The sequence below is a fragment of the Nonomuraea sp. NPDC049129 genome (genome assembly GCF_040648495.1).
GTDB lineage: Bacteria > Actinomycetota > Actinomycetes > Streptosporangiales > Streptosporangiaceae > Nonomuraea.
This window is the reverse complement of sequence record NZ_JBEZDU010000007.1, coordinates 251743-271347: the sequence shown is the minus strand read 5'-3', so window position 1 is coordinate 271347 and position 19605 is coordinate 251743. Positions and strand designations below refer to the sequence as shown.

Annotated in this window: 12 protein-coding genes; 5 read left to right on the top strand and 7 right to left on the bottom strand. The window is 71.0% G+C overall.

Annotated features, from left to right (window positions below):
* Positions 1 to 25: 25 nt before the first annotated feature.
* A complete protein-coding gene (eccD, locus tag AB0B64_RS23960) occupies positions 26 to 1543 on the bottom strand; it encodes a type VII secretion integral membrane protein EccD (protein ID WP_358179677.1) in 1518 nt (505 codons plus the stop codon).
* A gap of 97 nt (positions 1544 to 1640) precedes the next feature.
* Between eccD and eccCa the strand changes: the two genes are divergently transcribed.
* Both eccCa and AB0B64_RS23950 read left to right on the top strand, forming a co-directional pair.
* Positions 1641 to 5618: a type VII secretion protein EccCa gene (eccCa, locus tag AB0B64_RS23955; RefSeq protein ID WP_358179675.1), complete on the top strand. Its 3978-nt coding sequence runs from the start codon at positions 1641 to 1643 to the stop codon at positions 5616 to 5618.
* Positions 5619 to 5628: 10 nt separating this feature from the next.
* Positions 5629 to 7884, top strand: a complete 2256-nt coding sequence (locus tag AB0B64_RS23950; protein ID WP_358179673.1) for a WD40 repeat domain-containing protein — start codon at positions 5629 to 5631, stop codon at positions 7882 to 7884.
* Between the two features lie 27 nt (positions 7885 to 7911).
* Here the strand turns inward: AB0B64_RS23950 and AB0B64_RS23945 are convergent, their stop codons facing one another.
* Together AB0B64_RS23945 and AB0B64_RS23940 are read right to left on the bottom strand one after the other, a co-directional pair.
* Entirely contained in the window at positions 7912 to 12462 is a 4551-nt protein-coding gene (locus AB0B64_RS23945) for a hypothetical protein (protein WP_358179671.1), read from the bottom strand.
* A 26-nt stretch (positions 12463 to 12488) separates the two neighbouring features.
* Positions 12489 to 12791, bottom strand: a complete 303-nt coding sequence (locus AB0B64_RS23940; protein ID WP_358179670.1) for a hypothetical protein — start codon at positions 12789 to 12791, stop codon at positions 12489 to 12491.
* An 87-nt stretch (positions 12792 to 12878) separates the two neighbouring features.
* Here AB0B64_RS23940 and AB0B64_RS23935 point away from each other — a divergent pair, with 87 nt between their 5' ends.
* Both AB0B64_RS23935 and AB0B64_RS23930 read left to right on the top strand, forming a co-directional pair.
* Positions 12879 to 13190 carry a hypothetical protein gene (locus AB0B64_RS23935; RefSeq protein ID WP_358179668.1) on the top strand — a complete coding sequence of 104 codons (312 nt, stop codon included), beginning with the start codon at positions 12879 to 12881 and terminating at the stop codon, positions 13188 to 13190.
* On the top strand, positions 13187 to 14350 hold the full coding sequence (locus AB0B64_RS23930; RefSeq protein WP_357948707.1) for a WXG100 family type VII secretion target: 1164 nt from the start codon (positions 13187 to 13189) through the stop codon (positions 14348 to 14350). Before AB0B64_RS23935 ends, AB0B64_RS23930 begins: the two co-directional genes overlap by 4 nt.
* Here AB0B64_RS23930 and AB0B64_RS23925 read toward each other — a convergent pair.
* A complete protein-coding gene (locus AB0B64_RS23925) occupies positions 14344 to 15237 on the bottom strand; it encodes a hypothetical protein (protein ID WP_357948704.1) in 894 nt (297 codons plus the stop codon). The two genes, AB0B64_RS23930 and AB0B64_RS23925, sit on opposite strands and share 7 nt — an antisense overlap.
* Positions 15234 to 15560, bottom strand: coding sequence for a hypothetical protein (locus tag AB0B64_RS23920; RefSeq protein ID WP_358179666.1), 327 nt, complete (start codon positions 15558 to 15560; stop codon positions 15234 to 15236). Before AB0B64_RS23920 ends, AB0B64_RS23925 begins: the two co-directional genes overlap by 4 nt.
* 125 nt (positions 15561 to 15685) lie before the next feature.
* On the opposite strand from AB0B64_RS23920, the gene AB0B64_RS23915 reads away from it, so the two are divergent.
* On the top strand, positions 15686 to 16114 hold the full coding sequence (locus tag AB0B64_RS23915) for a YbaB/EbfC family nucleoid-associated protein (RefSeq protein WP_357948698.1): 429 nt from the start codon (positions 15686 to 15688) through the stop codon (positions 16112 to 16114).
* Between the two features lie 62 nt (positions 16115 to 16176).
* Here the strand turns inward: AB0B64_RS23915 and AB0B64_RS23910 are convergent, their stop codons facing one another.
* Positions 16177 to 18294 carry a serine/threonine protein kinase gene (locus tag AB0B64_RS23910; protein ID WP_358179665.1) on the bottom strand — a complete coding sequence of 706 codons (2118 nt, stop codon included), beginning with the start codon at positions 18292 to 18294 and terminating at the stop codon, positions 16177 to 16179.
* Positions 18295 to 18398: 104 nt separating this feature from the next.
* Complete coding sequence (locus tag AB0B64_RS23905; RefSeq protein ID WP_357948693.1) at positions 18399 to 19568, bottom strand: S8 family serine peptidase; 1170 nt, start codon at positions 19566 to 19568, stop codon at positions 18399 to 18401.
* Between the last annotated feature and the right edge of the window lie 37 nt (positions 19569 to 19605).

Here is a 19605-nt window from a genome sequence, read left to right as displayed (position 1 = left end):
CACTGTTAAATCGCGCAGCAACCTATCACCCGGACAAACCCCGCACCCAGGAATAGACCTCGAGAACGCCCAGCGCGAGCGGGAAGAGCTCGACGATCAGGATGACGTCCACGATGTCCGCCGCGCGGCCCCAGAACGGCGACGGCTTTCCCGTGGGCAGCCAGAGGCCGATGCCGACGGCGGTCAGTGCCAGCCACAGCATGCCGATCGCCACGGCCACGGCGCCGATGACGCCGGATTTCGGGCCGAGTGTCACCGCGAGCAGGCCGAACGCGGCAAGACCGACGGTGATCAGCCACAGCCGCTGGCGCACCCCACGGAAGACCCGGGCCCGCATCATCAGCGTCAACCCGAGCGTCCCGGTCATGAGGGAGGCGATCCAGCCGCCGTACGTGGCCAGCAGCACCTCGGAGACCAGCGCCACCAGACCGACCGCGATGATCATCCCGGTGGCGTAGCGCTGGGCGATGACGGTCCGCTCCTGGATGGCCGCGCTGTTCAGGCGCTGGTTGTCGGCCCGCAACTCCTCCGCGGTGGTGGGCATGGCCGGGAGCGGCACCTTGGCCAGGCGGAACGACAGCGTGGGGACCAGCGGGCTCAACGCCAGCAGGATCGACACCGTCACCGCGGCCACTCCGGCGGGTGGCGGTCCCCACACCATGACCACGGCCGCGCCTATCGCCCCGAACGTCGTGGCGATGGCCGTACCGAGGAATCCCGGTACGCCGTCGGAGATCAGCGCGCCCGCGATGGTGGCCACCAGCGCGGTGCAGGCGAGCGCGGCCAGCAGGTGGGGAGCGCCGACACCGGCCAGGGTGCCGCCGCTGGCCGGCGCGAAAAGGCCCGCGATGAAGCCGTACGGCAGCGCCCCGTGCCCGATCAGGGCGCCCGCCAGGGAGTCGCCCACCGCTCTCGACAGGGCCGCGCCGGTGGCCACGACCACGAGCGCCATCAGCCCGGCCACCACCGTGACGACCAGCGCGGGCGCTCCGGACAGGGCCAGGGCGATCGCGCCGAGGACCAGCAACCCGAGCGCGCCGCTCGCGCCCATCATCCGGGTGTGCCTGGTCTCCCAGGTGCCCGACGAATTCTTGACGCCGGTCGCGACCACGTCGGCCACGTCGTCGTACAGCGCGGGCGGCAGGATCGCCTCGCGCGGCCTCAGATAGAGCACCTCGCCGTCGAGAATGCCCAGCGCGCCGAGGCTCTGGCCCAGGTCGAGCGGGGAGCCGCCGAGCCGCTGCAGCGTCCAGCCGGGCGCGGCGGCGGACTCGCCGCCCAGCTCGTCCAGGGCGCGCAGCAGGCCGGGCAGTACGTGCGGCAGCGGGATGTCGGCGGGCAGCGCCAGGTCGGCCTTGCGCCGCGGTCCCACGATCGTCACGTGGCACAGCGCGGGCAGCGGCACGTGCACCTGGGCGAGCGAGCTCACCTGCATCGGCCCCTGCGGATGCGGGGGTCCCTGCGGGTGCGGCGGGCCTGGCAGGCGCGGGGGACCCTGCGGATACGGCCCTTGAACGGCCGGTCCGTGGACCATCGATCCCATGGCTGGTCTCCGTCCCACGAGCATCATGGACAAGAGAGAACATATCGGGTCGCTTCTGGTAAGAAGGTCAGCAACCGATACGGAGGACCATCCCACGGTGAGCATTGTCGTTGTCCGGCGGCCCGAACGCCGTCCCAGCCCCAAGCCGCCACGCGGGGAGATCCTGCTCGAATCGCCGCCTGAGATCCCCGAGGTCCAGGGGCAGGGCTTCATGCTGGTGCTCACGTACCTGCCCATGGTGGCGGGCGCCGCGGCGATGGCCCTGATGTTCACCGCGGGCGGCAACGCCAACCCGATCATGTACGTGGCGAGCGGCATGTTCGCGGTGTCCATGCTCGGCATGACGTTGGGACAGATGGGCCGCCAGTCGGGCGAGCGCAAGCACAAACTCAACGGGGCCCGCCGCGACTACTTCCGCTACCTGTCGCAGGTGCGCAAGAAGGTCAGGCGGGCGGCCAAGCAGCAGCGCGAGGCGCTGGAGTGGAGCGGCCCCGAGCCCGACGCGCTCTGGTGGATCGCGATGGGCCCCCGCCTGTGGGAACGCCGGCCGCGCGACGACGACTTCAGCACGGTACGGCTCGGCACCGGCGTACAGAAGCTGGCCATCCAGCTCATACCCCCGGACTCCAAGCCGGTGGAGGACCTGGACGCGCTGTCGGCCGGCGCGCTGCGCAGGTTCGTCAGGGCGCACGCGACCGTGTCGGAGCTGCCCGTGGCCGTGGCGCTGGGCTCGTTCGCGCGCATCAAGCTCAGCGGCGACCCGGCGGCCATGCGGGAGCTGGTGCGGGCCATGATCGGCCAGATGGCGGTGTTCCACTCGCCGGACGACCTGCGGATCATGGTGTGCGCCGGTCAGGAGTGGATGGGCCACTGGGACTGGGTCAAGTGGCTGCCCCATGCGCTGCACCCCGACGAGGTCGACGCCGCCGGACCGGTGCGGCTGATGGCCGAGAACATGAGCGAGCTGGACCGCCTGGTGGGCGCCGAGCTCAAGGAGCGGGCCAGGTTCCGGCCGGGCTCGCCCGCGGACGCTCTGCCGTACCACGTGCTCATCGTCGACGGCGGGCACGTGCCCCACGACTCGCAGCTCGGCACGGACGCCATCCAGGGCGTCACGGTGATCGACCTGTCCGGGGCCACGGGACCGGTGGAGGAGAAGGCCATGCTGCGGCTGGAGATCCAGCCCGACGGCTTCCACATGATCAAGCTGGACCACGCCGGCAAGGAGAACAAGACCCGGCTCGGCAACCCCGACAAGCTCGACTACCTGCGGGCGGAGGGGCTGGCCAGGCAGCTCGCGCCGCTGCGCGCCTCGGCCACCAGCGGCGGCGAGGTCGAGGACGTGCTGGCGGTCAACACCACGCTGACCGACCTGCTCGGTATCGGCGACCCGATGCGGCTGGACCCGGCGCTGACCTGGCGGCCACGGGCGGGCCGCAACCGGCTGCGGGTGCCGATCGGCCTGGGCGCCGACGGCCGGATGGTCGAACTGGACATCAAGGAGTCGGCGCAGGGCGGCATGGGCCCGCACGGCCTGGTCATCGGCGCGACCGGCTCCGGCAAGAGCGAGCTGCTGCGTACGCTGGTGCTCGGCCTGGCCGTCACCCATTCGTCGGAGATTCTGAACTTCGTCCTGGTCGACTTCAAGGGCGGCGCCACCTTCCTCGGGCTCGACACGCTCACCCACGTCTCGGCGGTCATCACCAACCTGGAGGACGAGCTCCCGCTGGTCGACCGCATGTACGACGCGCTGCACGGCGAGATGGTGCGCCGCCAGGAACTGCTGCGCTCGGCCGGCAACTACGCCTCGCTGCGGGACTACGAGCGGGCCCGCGAGCAGGGCGCCGCGCTGGCGCCGATGCCGACGCTCTTCGTGGTGCTGGACGAGTTCAGCGAGCTGCTGTCGGCCAAGCCGGAGTTCATCGAGCTGTTCGTGATGATCGGCCGGCTCGGCCGCTCGCTCGGCGTGCACCTGCTGCTGGCCTCCCAGCGGCTGGAGGAGGGCCGGCTGCGCGGCCTGGACACGCACCTGTCCTACCGGATCGGCCTGCGTACGTTCTCCGCCATGGAGAGCCGCGTCGTGCTCGGTGTGGCCGACGCCTACGAGCTGCCGTCCGCGCCGGGCAACGGCTTCCTCAAGTTCGACACCACCGGGATGACCCGGTTCAAGGCCGCGTACGTCTCCGGTCCCTACCAGAGCGACCCCCGCAGCGCGACCGCCGAAGGCGACGACAAGACGATCCGCCAGGTCGTCGAGTACGGCCCGGCCTACGCGCCGCTCCCGATCGTGGAGGAGCCGGCCAAGGAGGTCGCCAAGCCGGACGACGAGCGGGGGCCGCGGAGCAGCCTGCTGGACATCGTCGTACAGCGTCTGGCCGGTCAGGGCCCCGCCGCGCACCGGATCTGGCTGCCGCCGCTCGGCGAGCCGCCGACCCTCGCGCACCTGCTGCCTCCGCTGTCGGTGACCCCGGAGCTCGGCCTGTCCACGCCCGGCTGGGACGGCAGGGGCCGCCTCGCCGGAGTCGTGGGCATCATCGACAAGCCGTTCGAGCAGCGTCGCGACCCGTACTGGCTGGACCTGTCGGGCGCGGCCGGCCACGTCGGCGTCGCGGGCGGCACCCAGAGCGGCAAGAGCAACGTGCTGCGTACGCTGGTGACCAGCATGGCGCTCACGCACACGCCGCGCGAGGTGCAGTTCTACTGCCTGGACTTCGGCGGTGGCGCGCTGGCCGCCCTGGACGGCCTGCCGCACGTCGGCGGCGTGGCCACCCGCATGGACGCCGACCGGGTACGCCGGACCGTCGCCGAAATCGCCACCGTCCTGCAGCAGCGCGAGCGCGACTTCGCCGCGAGCGGCATCGACTCGATCGCCACCTACCGCCGTCTCGTGGCCGCCGGAGAGTACGAGGGCGACGGTTGGGGGGACATCTTCCTGCTGATCGACGGCTGGCTGACCATCCGCCAGGAGTTCGAGGCACTGGAAGGGGTCATCACCGACCTCGCGGCCCGAGGGCTCGGCTACGGCATCCACATCGTCGCCTCCACCAACAAGTGGTCGGAGTTCCGCGCGGGGATCAGGGACCTGTTCGGGACCCGGCTGGAGTTCAAGCTCGGTGACGCCTACGAGTCGGAGGTCAGCCGCAAGGCGGCGCTGGCCGTACCGGAAGGCGTGCCCGGACGCGGGCTGACCAAGGAGGGCATGCACTTCCTGTCCGCGCTGCCGCGCATCGACGGGGTGCGCGGCGCCGACGACCTGTCCGCCGGCGTGCGGTCGCTGGTGGAGGTCGTACGGGCCTCCTGGCAGGGTCCCACCGCCCGCCCCGTGCGGCTGCTGCCGTCGCTGCTGCCCGCCACGGCGCTCCCCGAACCCGCCCTTACCGGGCCGAACCGGATCGCCATCGGCATCGACGAGGCCGCCCTGGCGCCGGTCGCGATCGACTTCGAGGCGGACCCGCACTTCATCGTGTTCGGCGACACCGAGTGCGGCAAGTCGAACGTGCTCAAGCTCATCATGGAGGGCCTGGTCGCCAGGAAGACGCCCAAGGAATGCATGATGATCGTGCTCGACTACCGGCGCGCCCTGCTCGACACCGCGGTCACCGACCACCGCATCGGGTACGCGGCCTCCAGCACCGCGGCGGCCGAGCTGATCCAGGACGCCCGCAGCGCGCTGCTCAAGCGGCTGCCCCCGGCGGACCTCACGCCGGAGCAGCTCAGGGAGCGCAGCTGGTGGCAGGGCTCCGACCTGTACATCATCGTGGACGACTACGACCTCGTCGCCACCTCGAACAACCCGCTGGCGCCCCTGGCCGAGCTGCTGCCGCAGGCCCGCGACATCGGTCTGCACCTGATCATCTCCCGCCAGATGGGTGGCGCGAGCCGGTCCATGTTCGACCCGGCCGTCCAGCGGCTCAAGGAGATGGCCAGCCCGGCGCTGATCATGTCGGGCAACAAGGACGAGGGCGCGCTGTTCGGCAATGTGCGGCCGCAGCCGCTTCCGCAGGGGCGCGGCTTCTACGTGGACCGGAGGTCGGGCGCGCGCCTGATCCAGACGGCCTTCCTGGACACGCCGTAGGTTGTCACCCGTGTCACATGTGCGCTACCGGCTGACCGGCACGTCCTTCCCGGGCACCGTGGAGCTGACGGTCTGGGCTGACGGGCGGGCCCGGCTGGAGCACGCGCGAGCGGGCGGGGTCCGGGCCTGGACCGCCGAACTGGACCAGGCCGTGTGGCCGTGGCTCGTGGACGGCCTGCGCTCGGCGGGCTTTCCGCACGTGGCGGCGCCCACACCGCTACCGGGCTCCACGCTGCGCGAACTGACCGTGGACGGTGAGGACGGGGCGCTGGGCGGGTCGTTGCTGTTCGGGTGGCGTGATGGTGGCGAGGTGGGGCTGGAGCCGGTCCTGCGGATACTCGACGCGCTGGTGTTCCAGGTCGGCGACGGTGCCGTCCGGGAGACGGCGAACGAGTTGCCGAGGCTGGCCCACCGCTCCACTCCGGACCGCGCGCTGCCGCCGCCGGATCCCGGCGCACCGGCCGCCGCCGCCTTCGGGACCGTCGGCGGGCGGCCGGCGTACGCGCTGTCCCGTCCCGGGCGCACTTTCAGCCTGTACGGCCTGCCGTACGGCGAGGACCTGGGCAGTGCCACCGTCACCGACGCGCCCACCCGGGCGGTCGCGCTCGGCACGGCCGGTGGCCGGGAGATCGTCGCGACCGGCGGCGACGACCTGGTCATCAGGGTCTGGGACACCGGCACCGGGCAGCAGCTCCACGCCACGGCCGGCCACGACGGCCCGGTCCTGGCGCTGGCCGCGTCCGGTGGGCTGATCTACACCGGCGGCGCCGACGGCGTGCTGCGCGTCTGGGACGCCGCAGGGTCGCTGGGCGCGCTGGCGGACCGGCACGAGGGCTCGATCAACGCGGTGTGCGTCGATGGCACGCTGCTGGTCACCGGCTCCGACGACGGGGCTGTGCGGCTCACCGACCTCTCGGACGGCCGCACCCTGCACTCGCTGCCCGGCCACCCGGGCTGGGTGAACGCGGTCGCCGCAGCTGACGGACTCGTCGCGTCGGCGGGCTCCGACCGGTTGATCCGGCTCTGGGACGCGAGCACCAGGCAGGAGCTGCGCGTACTGGAGGGACACGAGGCGAGCGTGACCGGGCTGGCCTTCCTCAGCGTGGCGGCGCGCCCGGCGCTGGCGTCCTGCGCGCTGGACGGCCGGGTCACCGTCCACGACCCGCACACCGGAACACTCCTGGCCACCTGGCACTCAGGCCAATGGGCCACCGCCATCACCACCACCCCCGAAGGGCGGGCCACCACCGGAGCCGACGTCGCATCGGGAGGACCGGCCATCACTCCGGAAGGGCGGCCCACCACCCCATCCGCCTCCACACCCGAAGGGCGGGCCGCCACCGCGACCGGTGCCATGTCGGAGTGGCTGGTTACCGCGGGTGATGGGGTGCGTGTCTGGGCGGTCGATGGCACCCTGTCGCGGGAGCTCACCGGCGCCGTCGCGACCGCGGTCGCCAGCGACGGGGCGCTCGTGGCCGCCGGGTCCCCTGGCGGCACGCCGTGGTTCTGGCGGCCGGCCGATGGCAGTTTCCTGCCCGAAACGCCCACAGCCTCCGGGGACGGCGGTGTCACAAGCCTGGCCTTCGACGGCGGCAACCTGGTCTGCGGCACCGACAGCGGCACCGTCCGCGTGCATCATCCGGTGGACGGCGTGGTCGCGGTGCCGACCCCGCACACCGGTCAGGTGCTTGCCCTCGCCCTAGACGGCGATCTGCTGGTCTCGGGTGGCATGGACGGCACGGTCAGGACCTGGGACGCGGTCTCGGGCCGGCCGCTGCGCCGCCTGACCGGCCATACGGCGGGCGTCACGTGCCTGGCCACGGGCCGGGTCGGCGGCCGGGTCGTGATCGCGTCCAGCGGGTACGACCGGGCGGTCAGAACCTGGGACGCGGCGACGGGCCGGCCGCTGTCCGTGGTGCACGGGCATCCGCTGCCGGTGTACGCGCTGGCGTTCGGCACGGTCGGCGGCCGGGTCGTACTCGCCGCCGGAAGCTATGACGGGCAGGTGCCGGTCCGCGACGCCGAGACGGGCGAGGACGTCGTCGTGCTCGGCGGCAACCCGGGCACGGTCCGGTGCCTGCGCTTCCACGAGCCCGATGTGCTGGCCGTGGGCTGCGACGACGGCACCGTACGGCTGTGGCGCCTGCCGGACGGCGAGCGGGTCGGCGAGACCCGGCTGGGGGACGTCCCGCTCGCCCTGTCCAGCGATCTGTACGCGGTCACCCATAACGGGCTAAGCCGCCTAACGCCCCCAGAATCGCAGTGACCCATAACGGGCCGAACCGCCCCACGTCTACGGCGGGCCGAGAACGTCGTCCACGCCCAGCTGATCGAGGACCTTGAGCGCCAGCTCGACGTATGACGCCTCATAGTGGAAGTCGAACGGCCTACTGCCAGGTGCCTCGTCGAGGTGTCCGATCGTCACACCGCGGTGTCCTAAAGGCACGAACTCCGCCCGGACGAGCAGCGCCGAGCCGTCCGGCAGCACGTACCTGCCGTCGACGAACCGGCTGAGAGCCGCCCGCACGCGCCTGCCGAAGTAGCCCATGTCCGCCCGCGACATATCGGAACGGTAGGCGAACTTGACGGTGTACTCGGTAACGCGTCGCACCACTCCGTCTTTTGGTTTGAGGGTCAGGTCGCGACGCTCGATGGACGCGACCCCCGGGTCGCGTGCCCCCATGTTCACCGGCTGAACCTCCCTGCGCGCGGCCACCAGCTCGGCCGGACGGAAGGTGTGCGGTTTCTCCCCGTGCGGCGTGGCCCCCCAGTCGGTGACCGCCTCGCCCACCCTTCGCGCGTCCCATGCCGCCTGCTTGCGGGCGGCTACGGCGTCCGGCTTGGGAGCCGCTTCGGCCGAGGCGGCCTCGGCCGTCCGCGGTGGGCCGAGCGTGTCGTCCACGCCCAGCTGATCGAGGACCTTGAGCGCCAGCTCGACGTGTGACGCCTCGTAGGGGAAGTCGAACGGCCTGCTGCCAGGTGCCTCGTCGCGGTGTCCGATCGTCACACCGCGGTGTTCCGCAGGCACGAACTCCGCCCGGACGAGCAGCGCCGAGCCGTCCGGCAGCACGTATCTGCCGTTGACGAACCGGTCGAGACCTGCCCGCACGCGCGTGCCAAGGTGGCCCAGCGGCGACGTATCGGAACGGTAGGCGAACCTGACGGTGTACTCCGTGACGGGCCGCATCACTCCGTCACGTGCCTTGACGGTCATGTCGCGACGCTCGATGGCCGCGACCCCCGGGTCACGTGCCCCTATGTTCACCGGCTGGGCCCGCTTGCGCGCGGCCACCAGATCGGCCGGTTGGAAGGTGTGCGGTTTCCCCCCGTGCGGCCTGGCCCCCCAGTCGGTGACCGCCTCGCCCACCCTTCGCGCGTCCCATGCCGGCCCCGTGTTGTGCGAGCCCGTGTGCGGGGACTCTCCAAGAGCCTTGGGCGGCCCGGCGGGCTGCCCGGATCCCGGGTCGTCGTACAGCCGTTCCACGAGCTGGGCGAAGTCCGCACCATCGAACGCCCGGCCGTGCCATTCCCCCGCCTGCTTGGCCCGCAGTTCGGTGGTGACGCGGCCGAAGTCCACGGCTCCCTCGGCCAGTACGGGCGAGTGCTCCGCCGCGTAGCTGAACACGGCCGAGGCGCGGCGGACGGCGGCCTCGCTCGGGGGCTCGCCGAGGAACTCTCCGGCCGCCCTGCGCAGGGCCGGCGCTCCTGCCTCGCCGGGATGCGGCTGTCCGCCGGTGTAGGCGAACCATTCAGCGAGCCTCGACAGGCCCTCGACGCTCCTCGGGTCGGAATGGCCGCGGCCCAGGACCGCCTCGGTCTCCGCCTTGAGCCACGCCGCGTCGGGCAACCCTGAGTCCGGGCCCCTGCCGAGGAACTTGACCAGGCCGTGCAGGCGGCGCAGGTCTCGTACGGTCGGGGTGTCCACGACGGCACCGTAGAGCGAGTGGGCGGCGTCGAAGAGTTTGGCGGTGTAGTCGACGTGGCGCTGGGTGACCCGATCGCCGAACAGGGAGTGGGCGCGATCCAGCACCTGCACGTGGTCGAGCAGGTCACCGCCTCTATGGGGGAACTCGACGAGCAGTTCGCGCAGGTAGCGGGGAAGCTGCAGCGTCTCTGAGGTGTGGACCGGCCGGGTCCATTCGTCGGCCGGCTGCCGGAACCCCGCGTCGCCCTCGGCGAAGCGGTCGGAGCGGGGCAGCAGGTCGGAGAAGTGCGCCAGGTGGTGGTCAAGCAGCGTCGCCCGTGGCGGGACCTCGTGGCCCGCGTGATCTAACAGGATGTTTCCGGCCGTGCGCACGCGGGACGCGTCACCCATCAGGTTGGCGCCTGGTTCGAGGCCCCGGTCGGTGAGCGTCCTGCGGCCGTGAGTCTGGTATTCGCGATACTCGTCCGGAAGCCCGAGATGGTGTCCGATCTCGTGGGCGTGGAGGTGCGGGTCGGTGTTGGCGCACCAGTTAACGATGTCGGGATGGCCGGCGGCGCGGAAGCCCACCACGTTGGTGTCGGTGGGCCGTGCGTGGCGCACCTCCTCGAATTCGAGCCGGACGTGCAACTGGCTGCCGTCGGAAAGCCGGTGCTGGTGGTTGTAGTACAGGTCCATGCCGTCGAGGGCGTTGGACTTGAGCCGCATCACCTGCTCGGCCGTCATGCCTTCCTTGGCGACGTACCGAATCTTGATCGTGAACTCGGTGACCCGCCGGACCTCGCCACCGTCACCCAGGATCGCGAAGCGGCGCGCTTCCACGCGGGCACTGGCGTCGAGATCCGGGTACCCCACGCGGTTCTCGATCCGGTGGACAGTCGCTCTGCTCCTGAGGTGGGCCCACTCGCTCGCCCTGGCCGCCTGCCTCGGGTCGATGACGTTGGCCATCACACCGCTGTTGACGCTGTCGCCGTGGACGGGCAGGAGCGGCGTCCGATAGTCCGGGTTGAGCTCCTGGCTGCGTGCCGGGTGCGCCTTCATCTCGCCGGAAGCGTTCTGCGGCGAGGGCTCCACGGCCCGCGGCGGGACGGCTCCCTCGAACGTCCGAGGCCGCTCACCGAACGCCGGGGCCGCCGCCCGTGGCTCCACGATCACGGAGCCGGGGGGCGCGTCCAGCACCGAGACCGTGCCGCTGGCGTTCCTCGCGATCTTCTCGAAGGCGAACTCGACGCTGCTGTACCAGTCCGTGTGCCCGAGCGCCCGGAACTCCTGCCGCAGCGCCTCCACGCGTGGCCGGAGCGCCTCGATGTCGGCCTTGCTGAGCGGGTTGGGCGCCCAGTCGGCCATCTCGCCCTTGTCGCGGAAGAAGTGGCGGCTGAAGGGGTTGTTCGTGTCGGGTAACCGCCCGGAGAAGGTCTTGTCCCCGTCGTAACCCTTGACCCTGCCGTCGGTGCCCTCCAGGAAGTCCTGCTGGACGCGCTTCGGGGAGAAACGATCGTGGTTGCCGGTCAGCGCGTCGAGCAGGCCGAGGAGGATCCCCTCGCGGGTGTTGTGCAGCCGCGACAGATGCCACTTGCCGTCGGGACCGCGCTGGACCGGCACCTGCTTGCCGTCGACCCAGTCGATCAGCAGCCGTCGCTCGCCGATGATGTGGGTCGCGGCGACGTCGGCGCCGACCGCGCGGCCGAGCCGCGAGCTGAGATGGTCGCGGTCTCGCCGATCCGTCCCGGAGAACTCCTTGTCGACGGCGTGGCTGCCGTCGGCCAGCCTGACCTTCTCCACCTTCACCGTCTCGCCGCCGGCGCCGGCCAGCGGTTCGCGCGCGACCACCCCGCGACGGGCGCTCTCGGCGAACGTCGCGTGGTCCCTGAGCCGGACGGGTCCGGTCTCGGCCGGGCGCGCCCAGTTGATCAGGTGGTCGATGCTGCGGCGGAAGATGTTCCGCTCCTCGTACGGGTGCGGCCGGGCTTGCTCACCGTCGGCCAGGGCACGGGTATCGCCCGCGTCAGCCAGCCTCGTCCGCCCGTTCGCGTCCGCGTCGTCCGGCCCCGTGCCGTTCCGTGGGCCGTGGTCGCCTGGATCGTCGAAGCGCGCGTGCTCGTCCAGCCCCCTGGGCCCGGGGTGGCCGCCGCCCGGGCTCCAGCTCGCCCAATGCGCGTCGGCGCCGCCCACCACGCCTGACGACAGGCCCTTCAGCACCAGCGTCCAATCGACCGACCCGTCACCGCTCCACAGCTCCGTGCCCAGCACGGCGCCCGCGTTCGCCACCCCTGACTGGCCCATCAGCATCCACAGCGAGCGCGTCGGGAACGCCCACGCCAGCCCGGTCAGCAACCCGCCGGTCAGCGCTCCGGTGGCCGCCGACGAGCCCACCTGCCGCCAGTCCACCCCCTCGCGGCGCGACTGCGTCAGCTGGACCAGGAGGTCCATCCCGCCGAGCAACCCGCCGAACAGCGCGATGTTGATCATCAGCCGGCGGGCGAACTGGCGTACCGTCCAGCGGGCCGCCTGCGCGCGTACGCCGATCAGCCGCACCGCCAGGCCGCCCACGGGCGACACCAGCGCCCACGTCAGCCACGCCAGCTGCACCACCAGCAGCAGTACGGCCAGCCGCATCATCCGCTTGGTGAACTGGAGCTGCACGCCCAGCTCGTTGCACGCGAACGCCAGGTCCACCAGGGACTGCACCAGAGCCGCCTGGCGACCGCCCACCTCCTTGGACACCTTGCGGGTGAACGCCCGCAGCGCGGGCCCGTCCCACCCGTCGGCGTACAGCCGGATGCCGTCCCCGTCGGCCCCGAGGGCCACGCCCCTGGCCGCCTTCACCAGCGCGTCGGCGAGCCGGAACAGACCACCCTCATCGCCTTTGGGCCAGTCCGTCCCCAGCACCCAGCCCGCCCACGGACGGACCCAAGCGGGCACGGGTATCCCATCGAGCAGCACGAACGTCAGCCCTGAGTGTCGATCTCAGCAGCCTCGTACGTGTTGGCGTTGACGTGCATCCCGTCCCGTACACCTTCCAACTCGTCGATGTAGTCGTCGAAGCCCTTGAAGATGGCCTTAGTCCGGTTGGGGAAGGTCTTCTCGAACTCCGCGCCGTACTGGTCGTCACCCATGGGCCGGCCCTCGGCGACGAACACCTGGCGCAGCTCCTCACGCACCTCACGCACGTGATCGGCCTCCTCCCGTGCCATTTCGGCCCCGCGCCGGATTTTTGTCCACTGCGCGGAGTAGCCGTCTTGCTGCCCCAATAGTTTCTCCTTCCTCAGGGACATCCCCGATAACTGTCCACTATGCTCATGTTTCGTGCACTTCGCAGCAATACGTCTGGGGGTCCGATGAGCGGCTGGGTCGATGTGCACTACCAGGCGCTCGAAGAATGTGGGAGACGGGCCCGCAAAGTGGCGAACATGTTCGACCTGGACGACGCGTTCGAGGGCACCAAGTCCGCCGCGCCGACCGGGGGGACCTCGTCGAAGACCTTCGGCGACCTCAAGGACTCCGGTGGCCTGGCCACGGACGTCGACAAGGTCTGGCGGGCGCTCAAGGACGAACTGCAGGCGGGCAAGAGCCGCCTGAGCAACGTCGAGAAGGCCATCGACCAGGTGGAGACCAATCTGCGCAAGGCATCGAAGGCCTCCGGCGGATGAGCGGCGTCGGCGACCTGCCTGGTGGTGACCGGCTGGCCGCGCTGCTCGCCAAGGTGACCGGCAATCCGCAGGCGATCAGGAGCACCGCGAACGCGTGGCGGACGGCCGCCGGTCACGTCGCCAGGTCGACCAACTCCCTGACCAAGTCCGTCGGCGAGGTGGACAAGGCCTGGCAGGGCGGCTCGGCCGACGCCTTCACCAAGCACATGGCCGCCTACCCGCGGGCGAGCACCGGTCTCAATGACGCGCTGTCGGCCTGCGCCGACGCTCTCGACAAGGCGGCCACCTCGCTGGAGGACGCCCACGGCAAGGTGAACGCCCTCTGCCAGGACGCGGTCCAACGCGCGGCGGAGTACAAGACCCAGTACGCGAAGCTGAACCCGAAGGCCACCGCCCAGGACGCCGAGGACGCTCTGGCCAAGACGACGATCGTCAGCGGCAACGTCACGAAGGCCGAGGCGCTGGTGGAGAAGGCCGAAGGCGACCTGGAGGACGCCAAGAAGGCGCTGGCCAAGCAGCTCGGCGCGGACGGCGAGTTCGGCTTCTTCACCAAGGTCCCCCAGCCGGACGGGGCCGACTTCGAGCCGGGCGACCGCAAGGTCGAGTGGGTCAGGACGCCGTTCGAGGACAAGCGCACCTCGCTGGAGTCGGCGGCCGCCGCCGGTGGCAGCGACGGCGGCGGAGCGAGCGGCGGCGCCGGCTACGCCTACAGCGGCGGCGTCTCCTCGGCCGGCAACACCCCCGCGCCCAAGGCCGAGGTCGTGGACTGGATCAAGGAGGCCCTCCGGGTCATCAAGTCACCGGAGATGGCCGACGAGCTGCGGAAAAGGGGGCTGCTGGACAAGCTCCAGGACCTCGACCCGAACGACCCCAAAGCCATCGAGCGGATCTGGACCATCATCTACCACGAGTCCGGGGGCAACCCGAGCGCCATCAACAACTGGGACATCAACGCCAAGAACGGCGTGCCGTCGCAGGGACTGATGCAGACCATCCCGCCCACGTTCGACCACAACAGCCTGCCGGGATACAAGCAGATCCTGGAGCCGGTGGACAACATCATCGCCGGGGTCCTGTACACCTACGACCGGTACGGATCGCTCGCGAACCACCCGGGCATCGAGTCGATGGAGCAGGGCGGCCCGTACCGGCCCTACTGAGTGGTCTGCTCGGGCTCCACCCAGTCGAACTTGTCGGAGCCCGGAGGCAGCTGACCGGGCTTCGCCGGCGCCTGGAACGACGGGAACTTCGCGGCGTTGATGGTCGCCTGCTTGAAGTCGATCTCGGCGCCGTTGCCCGGCGTGATGTAGCCGAACTGGTGCTCCTTCTTGATCACCGTGGACATGACGTCGCCCGCCCCGCGCAGGCCCGACACCAGCGTCAAGGTCAGCACGGCCACCGCGCCGTTGGTTCCGGAGGCGATGAACTTCTCCAGCAGCCCGCCGTACAGCTTGGTGTGGGGGAAGGCCTGCAGTTGCTTGGCGAACAGCAGCAGAGTGGCCGTCGTCACGCCCAGCGTGGCCAGCTTGACCCAGTAGCTCCGGTACCCCGCGGCCACCTCGTCGACCATGCCGCCGACGTCGCCGAGCACACCGCGCAGCGCGCCGATCTCCCGGTGGAAGATCCACACGACCCGCTCGAACTCCTGCTGGTCGAGGGCGATCCAGCCGCTCCGCGACGTGGCGACGAGCTGGGGCAGCAGTTGCTTGACCCCGTCGTCGAGCCGATTGGAGATGCCGTTCTTCCAGTTCGCGGCCGCCTGTGCCATGCCCGGCTCGTTGGCGATGGCCGTACCCGCGACGATCACGGCGGGGACCAGCCAAGCCGACATCCGGCCCAGCCGCTTGATCGACTCCAGCACCTTGGGCCCGATCGGCTCCGGCATCTGCGGAGGCGGGCCGAAGGTGGGCGGCTTGTAGGGGTTGTAGCCCGGGGCGTTGGGCGGGTTGTAGCCGGTGTACCTGTAGGGCGAGTAGCCGGAGTTCGCGGTGGAGGGCGGGTTGTAGGCGGGGTGCGGGAAGTTGCGCAGGTTCCCGTATTCGCTCATTTGCGGTACCTCACGGCGCTGGCCTTCTCGGCGGCGCGCCAGTTGCGCTCGCCCTGCGCGAGCGCCCCCGACCAGCTGTCGATCGTCTTCTCCGCCTCGCCCAGCGTGCTGTCGGCCCACCGGCACATGCCGTCGTAGGTGCCGCCCAGCACCATCTCCCCGAGTACGCCGAAGCCCGGGGACTCGACCCCGACCGTACCGACCAGGCTCCTGACGAAGGACATGGCCACCTTCAGCTCGTCATCCACCCGATCGCGCAGGTGACCGATGGCCGTGGAGGTGACGTAGATCTCCTGTCCCGGCGCAGCCGCTTTCATCGTCATATGTACGAATTCTTCCTGATGTCGGGTCTCGTCTCCCCGCTCTCATGGCACTCTTCATGATCAGTTAGACGACTGGACGGCTCCCGATTGGCGTTCGTTAACCTGCTGCCGGTGGCGTGGGGCGCATGGATTCCAGTGACCCCCGCCTCGTGGAGCTCGACCGGCTCGTACAGGCCAGCGAACGGACGATGCGCGAGCTCGAACAGGCCACGCGGGAGCTACGTCAGCTGAGCGGCTCGGGTGAGAGCCGTGGCGGAACGGTATCCGCCCGCGTGGACGCCGACAGCCGGCTGGTCGACGTGCAGATCACCCACCGGGCCATGCGGCTGGATCCGGAGGAGCTCGGCCGTGACGTGGTCGAGGCCGTACGCGCGGCTCAGGAGGACCACGAGCGGCAGGCCCGCGACCTGCTCGGGCTCGGGACAGTGCCCGGCGAGCAGGATTTGCTGGGCACCTTCAAGCGCGACCTGGACGAGCTGCAGGACGCCTACGCCCGCGAGACCGGCGAACGGCTCGAAGGGATGCGCCGCACCCAGCGCGCCTGGGAGGACTGACCCCCGGACAGCAGCGGGGCCGGTGAGGAGTGATCCTCACCGGCCCCGCTTTTCGCGCTGTCTCAGCCGCAGTTGCCGTACGGGGCGCTGGTGCTGCCCGAGGCGGTGCTGCCCGAGTACTTCACGCACTTGCCCTTGGCGGGAAGCTTGACCGGACCGGCGTAGTAGTCGAACATGCCGGAGTCGGTCTTGCTCCCCCCGCCCTGCACGTCGAGGGTGGCGCTGACCTGGCTCTTCACACCCACGTTCGTGGTCTTCATGGTGACCACGCAGTTCTCACCGCTGCCGCTGTTGTAGAGCTGGTAGGTCACCCCGCCCGCGAACGAACCGCTGCGCTGCACGCTGAACCCGGATCCGCACACCTGCGTCGGCGTGTAGGGGTTCGTCTTGGGCGGCGTCGGCGTCGGCTTGGCCGTGGTCTTCGTCGGCGTCGGCTTGGCGGTGGTCTTGGTGGGTGTCGGCTTGGCCGTGGTCTTCGTCGGCGTCGGCTTGGGCGACTGAGTGGTCGGCTTCGGCGTCGGCTTCTGAGTGGTCTTCGTCGGCGTCGGCTTCGGCGCCTCAGTCGTCCTCGTCGGCTCCGGCTCCGGCTCCTTGGTCTTGCTCGGCTCCGGCGTCGGCTCCGGCTCCTTGGTCTTCGTCGGCGTCGGCGTCGGCTCCTGCTTCGACTCGGTCGGGGTCGGCGTCGGCGTGTGGCGTTTCCTGCTCTTGCGCTCGGTGGCGGCGGGCTGCGTCGCCGTCGGCTGGGTGGCGGGCTGCGTCACCGTCGGCTGGGTCACCGGCTGCGTGAGGATCGGCTGCGGCGTCGGGACCGTGCTGAACTCCGGAGCCGTGGGCGCCTGCGAGGGATAGTCGGTCGGCAACACCAGCGGGACCACGTCCGTCGGGTCGGGGCTGGCCGACGCCCAGGGCACCGTCACGTCCGGCTGCGACTGCTGCGGATCGGGCTGGCCGGGCTGCTGCTGCTGTTGCTGCGTGGAGGAGTCACCGCCGCCACCGCCGATCGCGAGGGTGCCACCGCTCTTCGTGGCCTCCGACGCGGAGTTGGAGACGGGCTCCAGCTTGGCGTAGTGACCGGCGCCCCACAGCCCCACACCGGACAGCAGCATGACGGCCGTGACGGCCGCGGCGAGCCCGATGGGGAACGACTTGCGCCGGGGGGCTGCGGCGCCGCCCTGGGCCGGTACCTGCCACACCTGCGCGGGCGGCTGCCCGCCGGGCGGCCCTTCCCACGTGGCTCCCTGCTGCTGCGGTACGGGCGGCGGACCCCACGTCTGCTGCGGGACCGGCACCCCTTCGAGCGGCTGCTGGTGCTCGACCGGCACCTGCAACGGCGGGAGCTGGATGGTCTGCGGCGGGAAGAGCTCGTCCTGCGGCGCCGGGATCGGCTCCGGCGGCGTCACGGTGGCCACGACGCCCACGCGCGGCGCGGCGGCCCCGCTCTTGTCCCCAAGGAGCTGCAGCAACGCCGTGTACGTGGTCGGCCGCTGGGTGACGTCCTTGGACAGCGCGGAGAGGACCACCCGGCGCAGCGGCTCGGCGAGCGCACCGACCTCGGGCTCCTCGTTGAGCACCGCCTGGGCGTCGTGCCCGAAGGGCGGCTGCCCGGTCGCGGCGAAGACGATCGTCGCGGCCCAGGCGAACACGTCGGCGTAAGGGCCGTAACCCAGTCCGCTGAGCTGCTCGGGTGAGCGGTAACCCAGCTCGCCGACGGCCTCGCCGAGGTCGATGTCCGTCACACGCGGGCCGTCCGCGGCGAGAAGTACGTTGTGCGGGGTGAGCCCGCGGTGCGTGACCCCGGCGAGGTGGACGGCGGTCAGGGCGGTCAGCACGCCCACGGCCACCCGCTCCAGGGTGTCGCCGTCGAGCGGCCCTTCGGCCGCCACCGTTTCGGCCAGGCTGCGGCCCTCGATGTGCTCGCGCACGATGTACGGCTGCTCGCCGTGCATGCCGGCGTCCAGGGTCCTGGCGACGTACACACTCGAAATGCGCTGGACGCCCTTGTACCGCTCGGCGTCCTGCGGCCCCGCGTCCGGAACGGCCGGGAGCAGCTTGATCACTCGGGTGGGTCCGTCCTCGGACTCCTTGCCGAGGTACGCGACTCCGCGCGGGCCCTCGTCCAGCCGTCCAAAGAGGGTGTGAGCTCCTAAACGCTCTGGATCACCCGGCTGCAGAGGGTGCATCTCTTTCCCTTCACCTCAAAACGCGATCTACAGTACATTCAACCAAACCTGTCACTTTTGCATCAGTAGTTTCGGACGCAACCTGACATTTAACCGTCAGGACATCAAGCCGCCGGACGACCGGGACGCCATCCGCGCCGTCGACCCAGCGGGACGAGCAGCGCGCAGGCCGCCCCGACGGCGGCGATGGCCAGCGCGCCGACCGTCACCAGGAGAGAGATGTTCGTCGCGTGCTCGTCGGGCGCCGGGACCTTGGCCACCACGTCGGCGGGCAGCGGCGAGGGCGGTGGCGCGGCGACCACCGGGGCGCCGGCCGGGTCGAAGGACAGCGTCGCGGTGACGGCCAGCAGCGGGTTGACCATCCCGGCTCCGGTGCCCGTGCCCACCGAGCCGTCGGCCGTGGCGGTGATGCGCTGGCGTACCTGCTCCTGGTCGAGCTTGGGGAAGCGGGCGCGGACGAGCGCGGCGACCCCGGCCACATACGGCGCGGCGAAGCTGGTGCCCTCCAGGCCGCGCATGTAGCTCTTGCCCGTCCACGGGGCGGTGATGTCCACACCCGGCCCGAGCACGCCGACCGGCGTGGCGGTGTTGGAGGAGTCGGCCCGTTGGCCGTTGCTGTTGGCGGAGCCGACGGCGAGCACGCCGTCGTAGGCCGCGGGGTAGGCGGGCTCGGGCGGCCCGTCCTCCTTGGTGATGTTGCCGGCGGCGGCCACGACCACGATGTCCCTGGACAGCGCGTACTGGATGACCGCCCTCAGGTCGGGATGGTCGGCGGCCCGAACCGAGACGTTGATCACGTCCGCCTTGCGGTCCACCGCCTCCTTGATCCCCTTGACCAGGTCGGCGACCTCGCCCTCCTCGCTGTTGCTCTGCTTCACCGAGATGAGCTGGGCTTCGGGGGCGACGCCGTGGAAGGGGACCCCCGCGAGGTAGCGGCCGGCGATGATGCCCGCGACGGCGGTGCCGTGCCCCACGCAGTCGCGGTAGCCGGTGTGGGTGATGTCGATGAACTTGGAGATCTGTATCTGCGGGTGCTGGTAGTCGACGCCGCTGTCGACGACGGCGACCTTCACGCCCGCGCCCCGGGTGAGGCGCCACACGTTCTTGATGTCGAGCCTTCGCTGTGCCCACGGCTCGGTGCCGGGCAGCTGCGTCGTCCCCTTGCGCGGCTTGCACTCGACGGGCGCTGACCTCTCCGCCGGCACCGCGGCGAGGGCGGGGGCCGAGGTGAGCTGCAGGGCGAGCACGCCCGCCGCGAGAGTCCGTCCGATCATGGCGGAAGAGCGTAGCCTGCCAACCTGAACGTTGTCG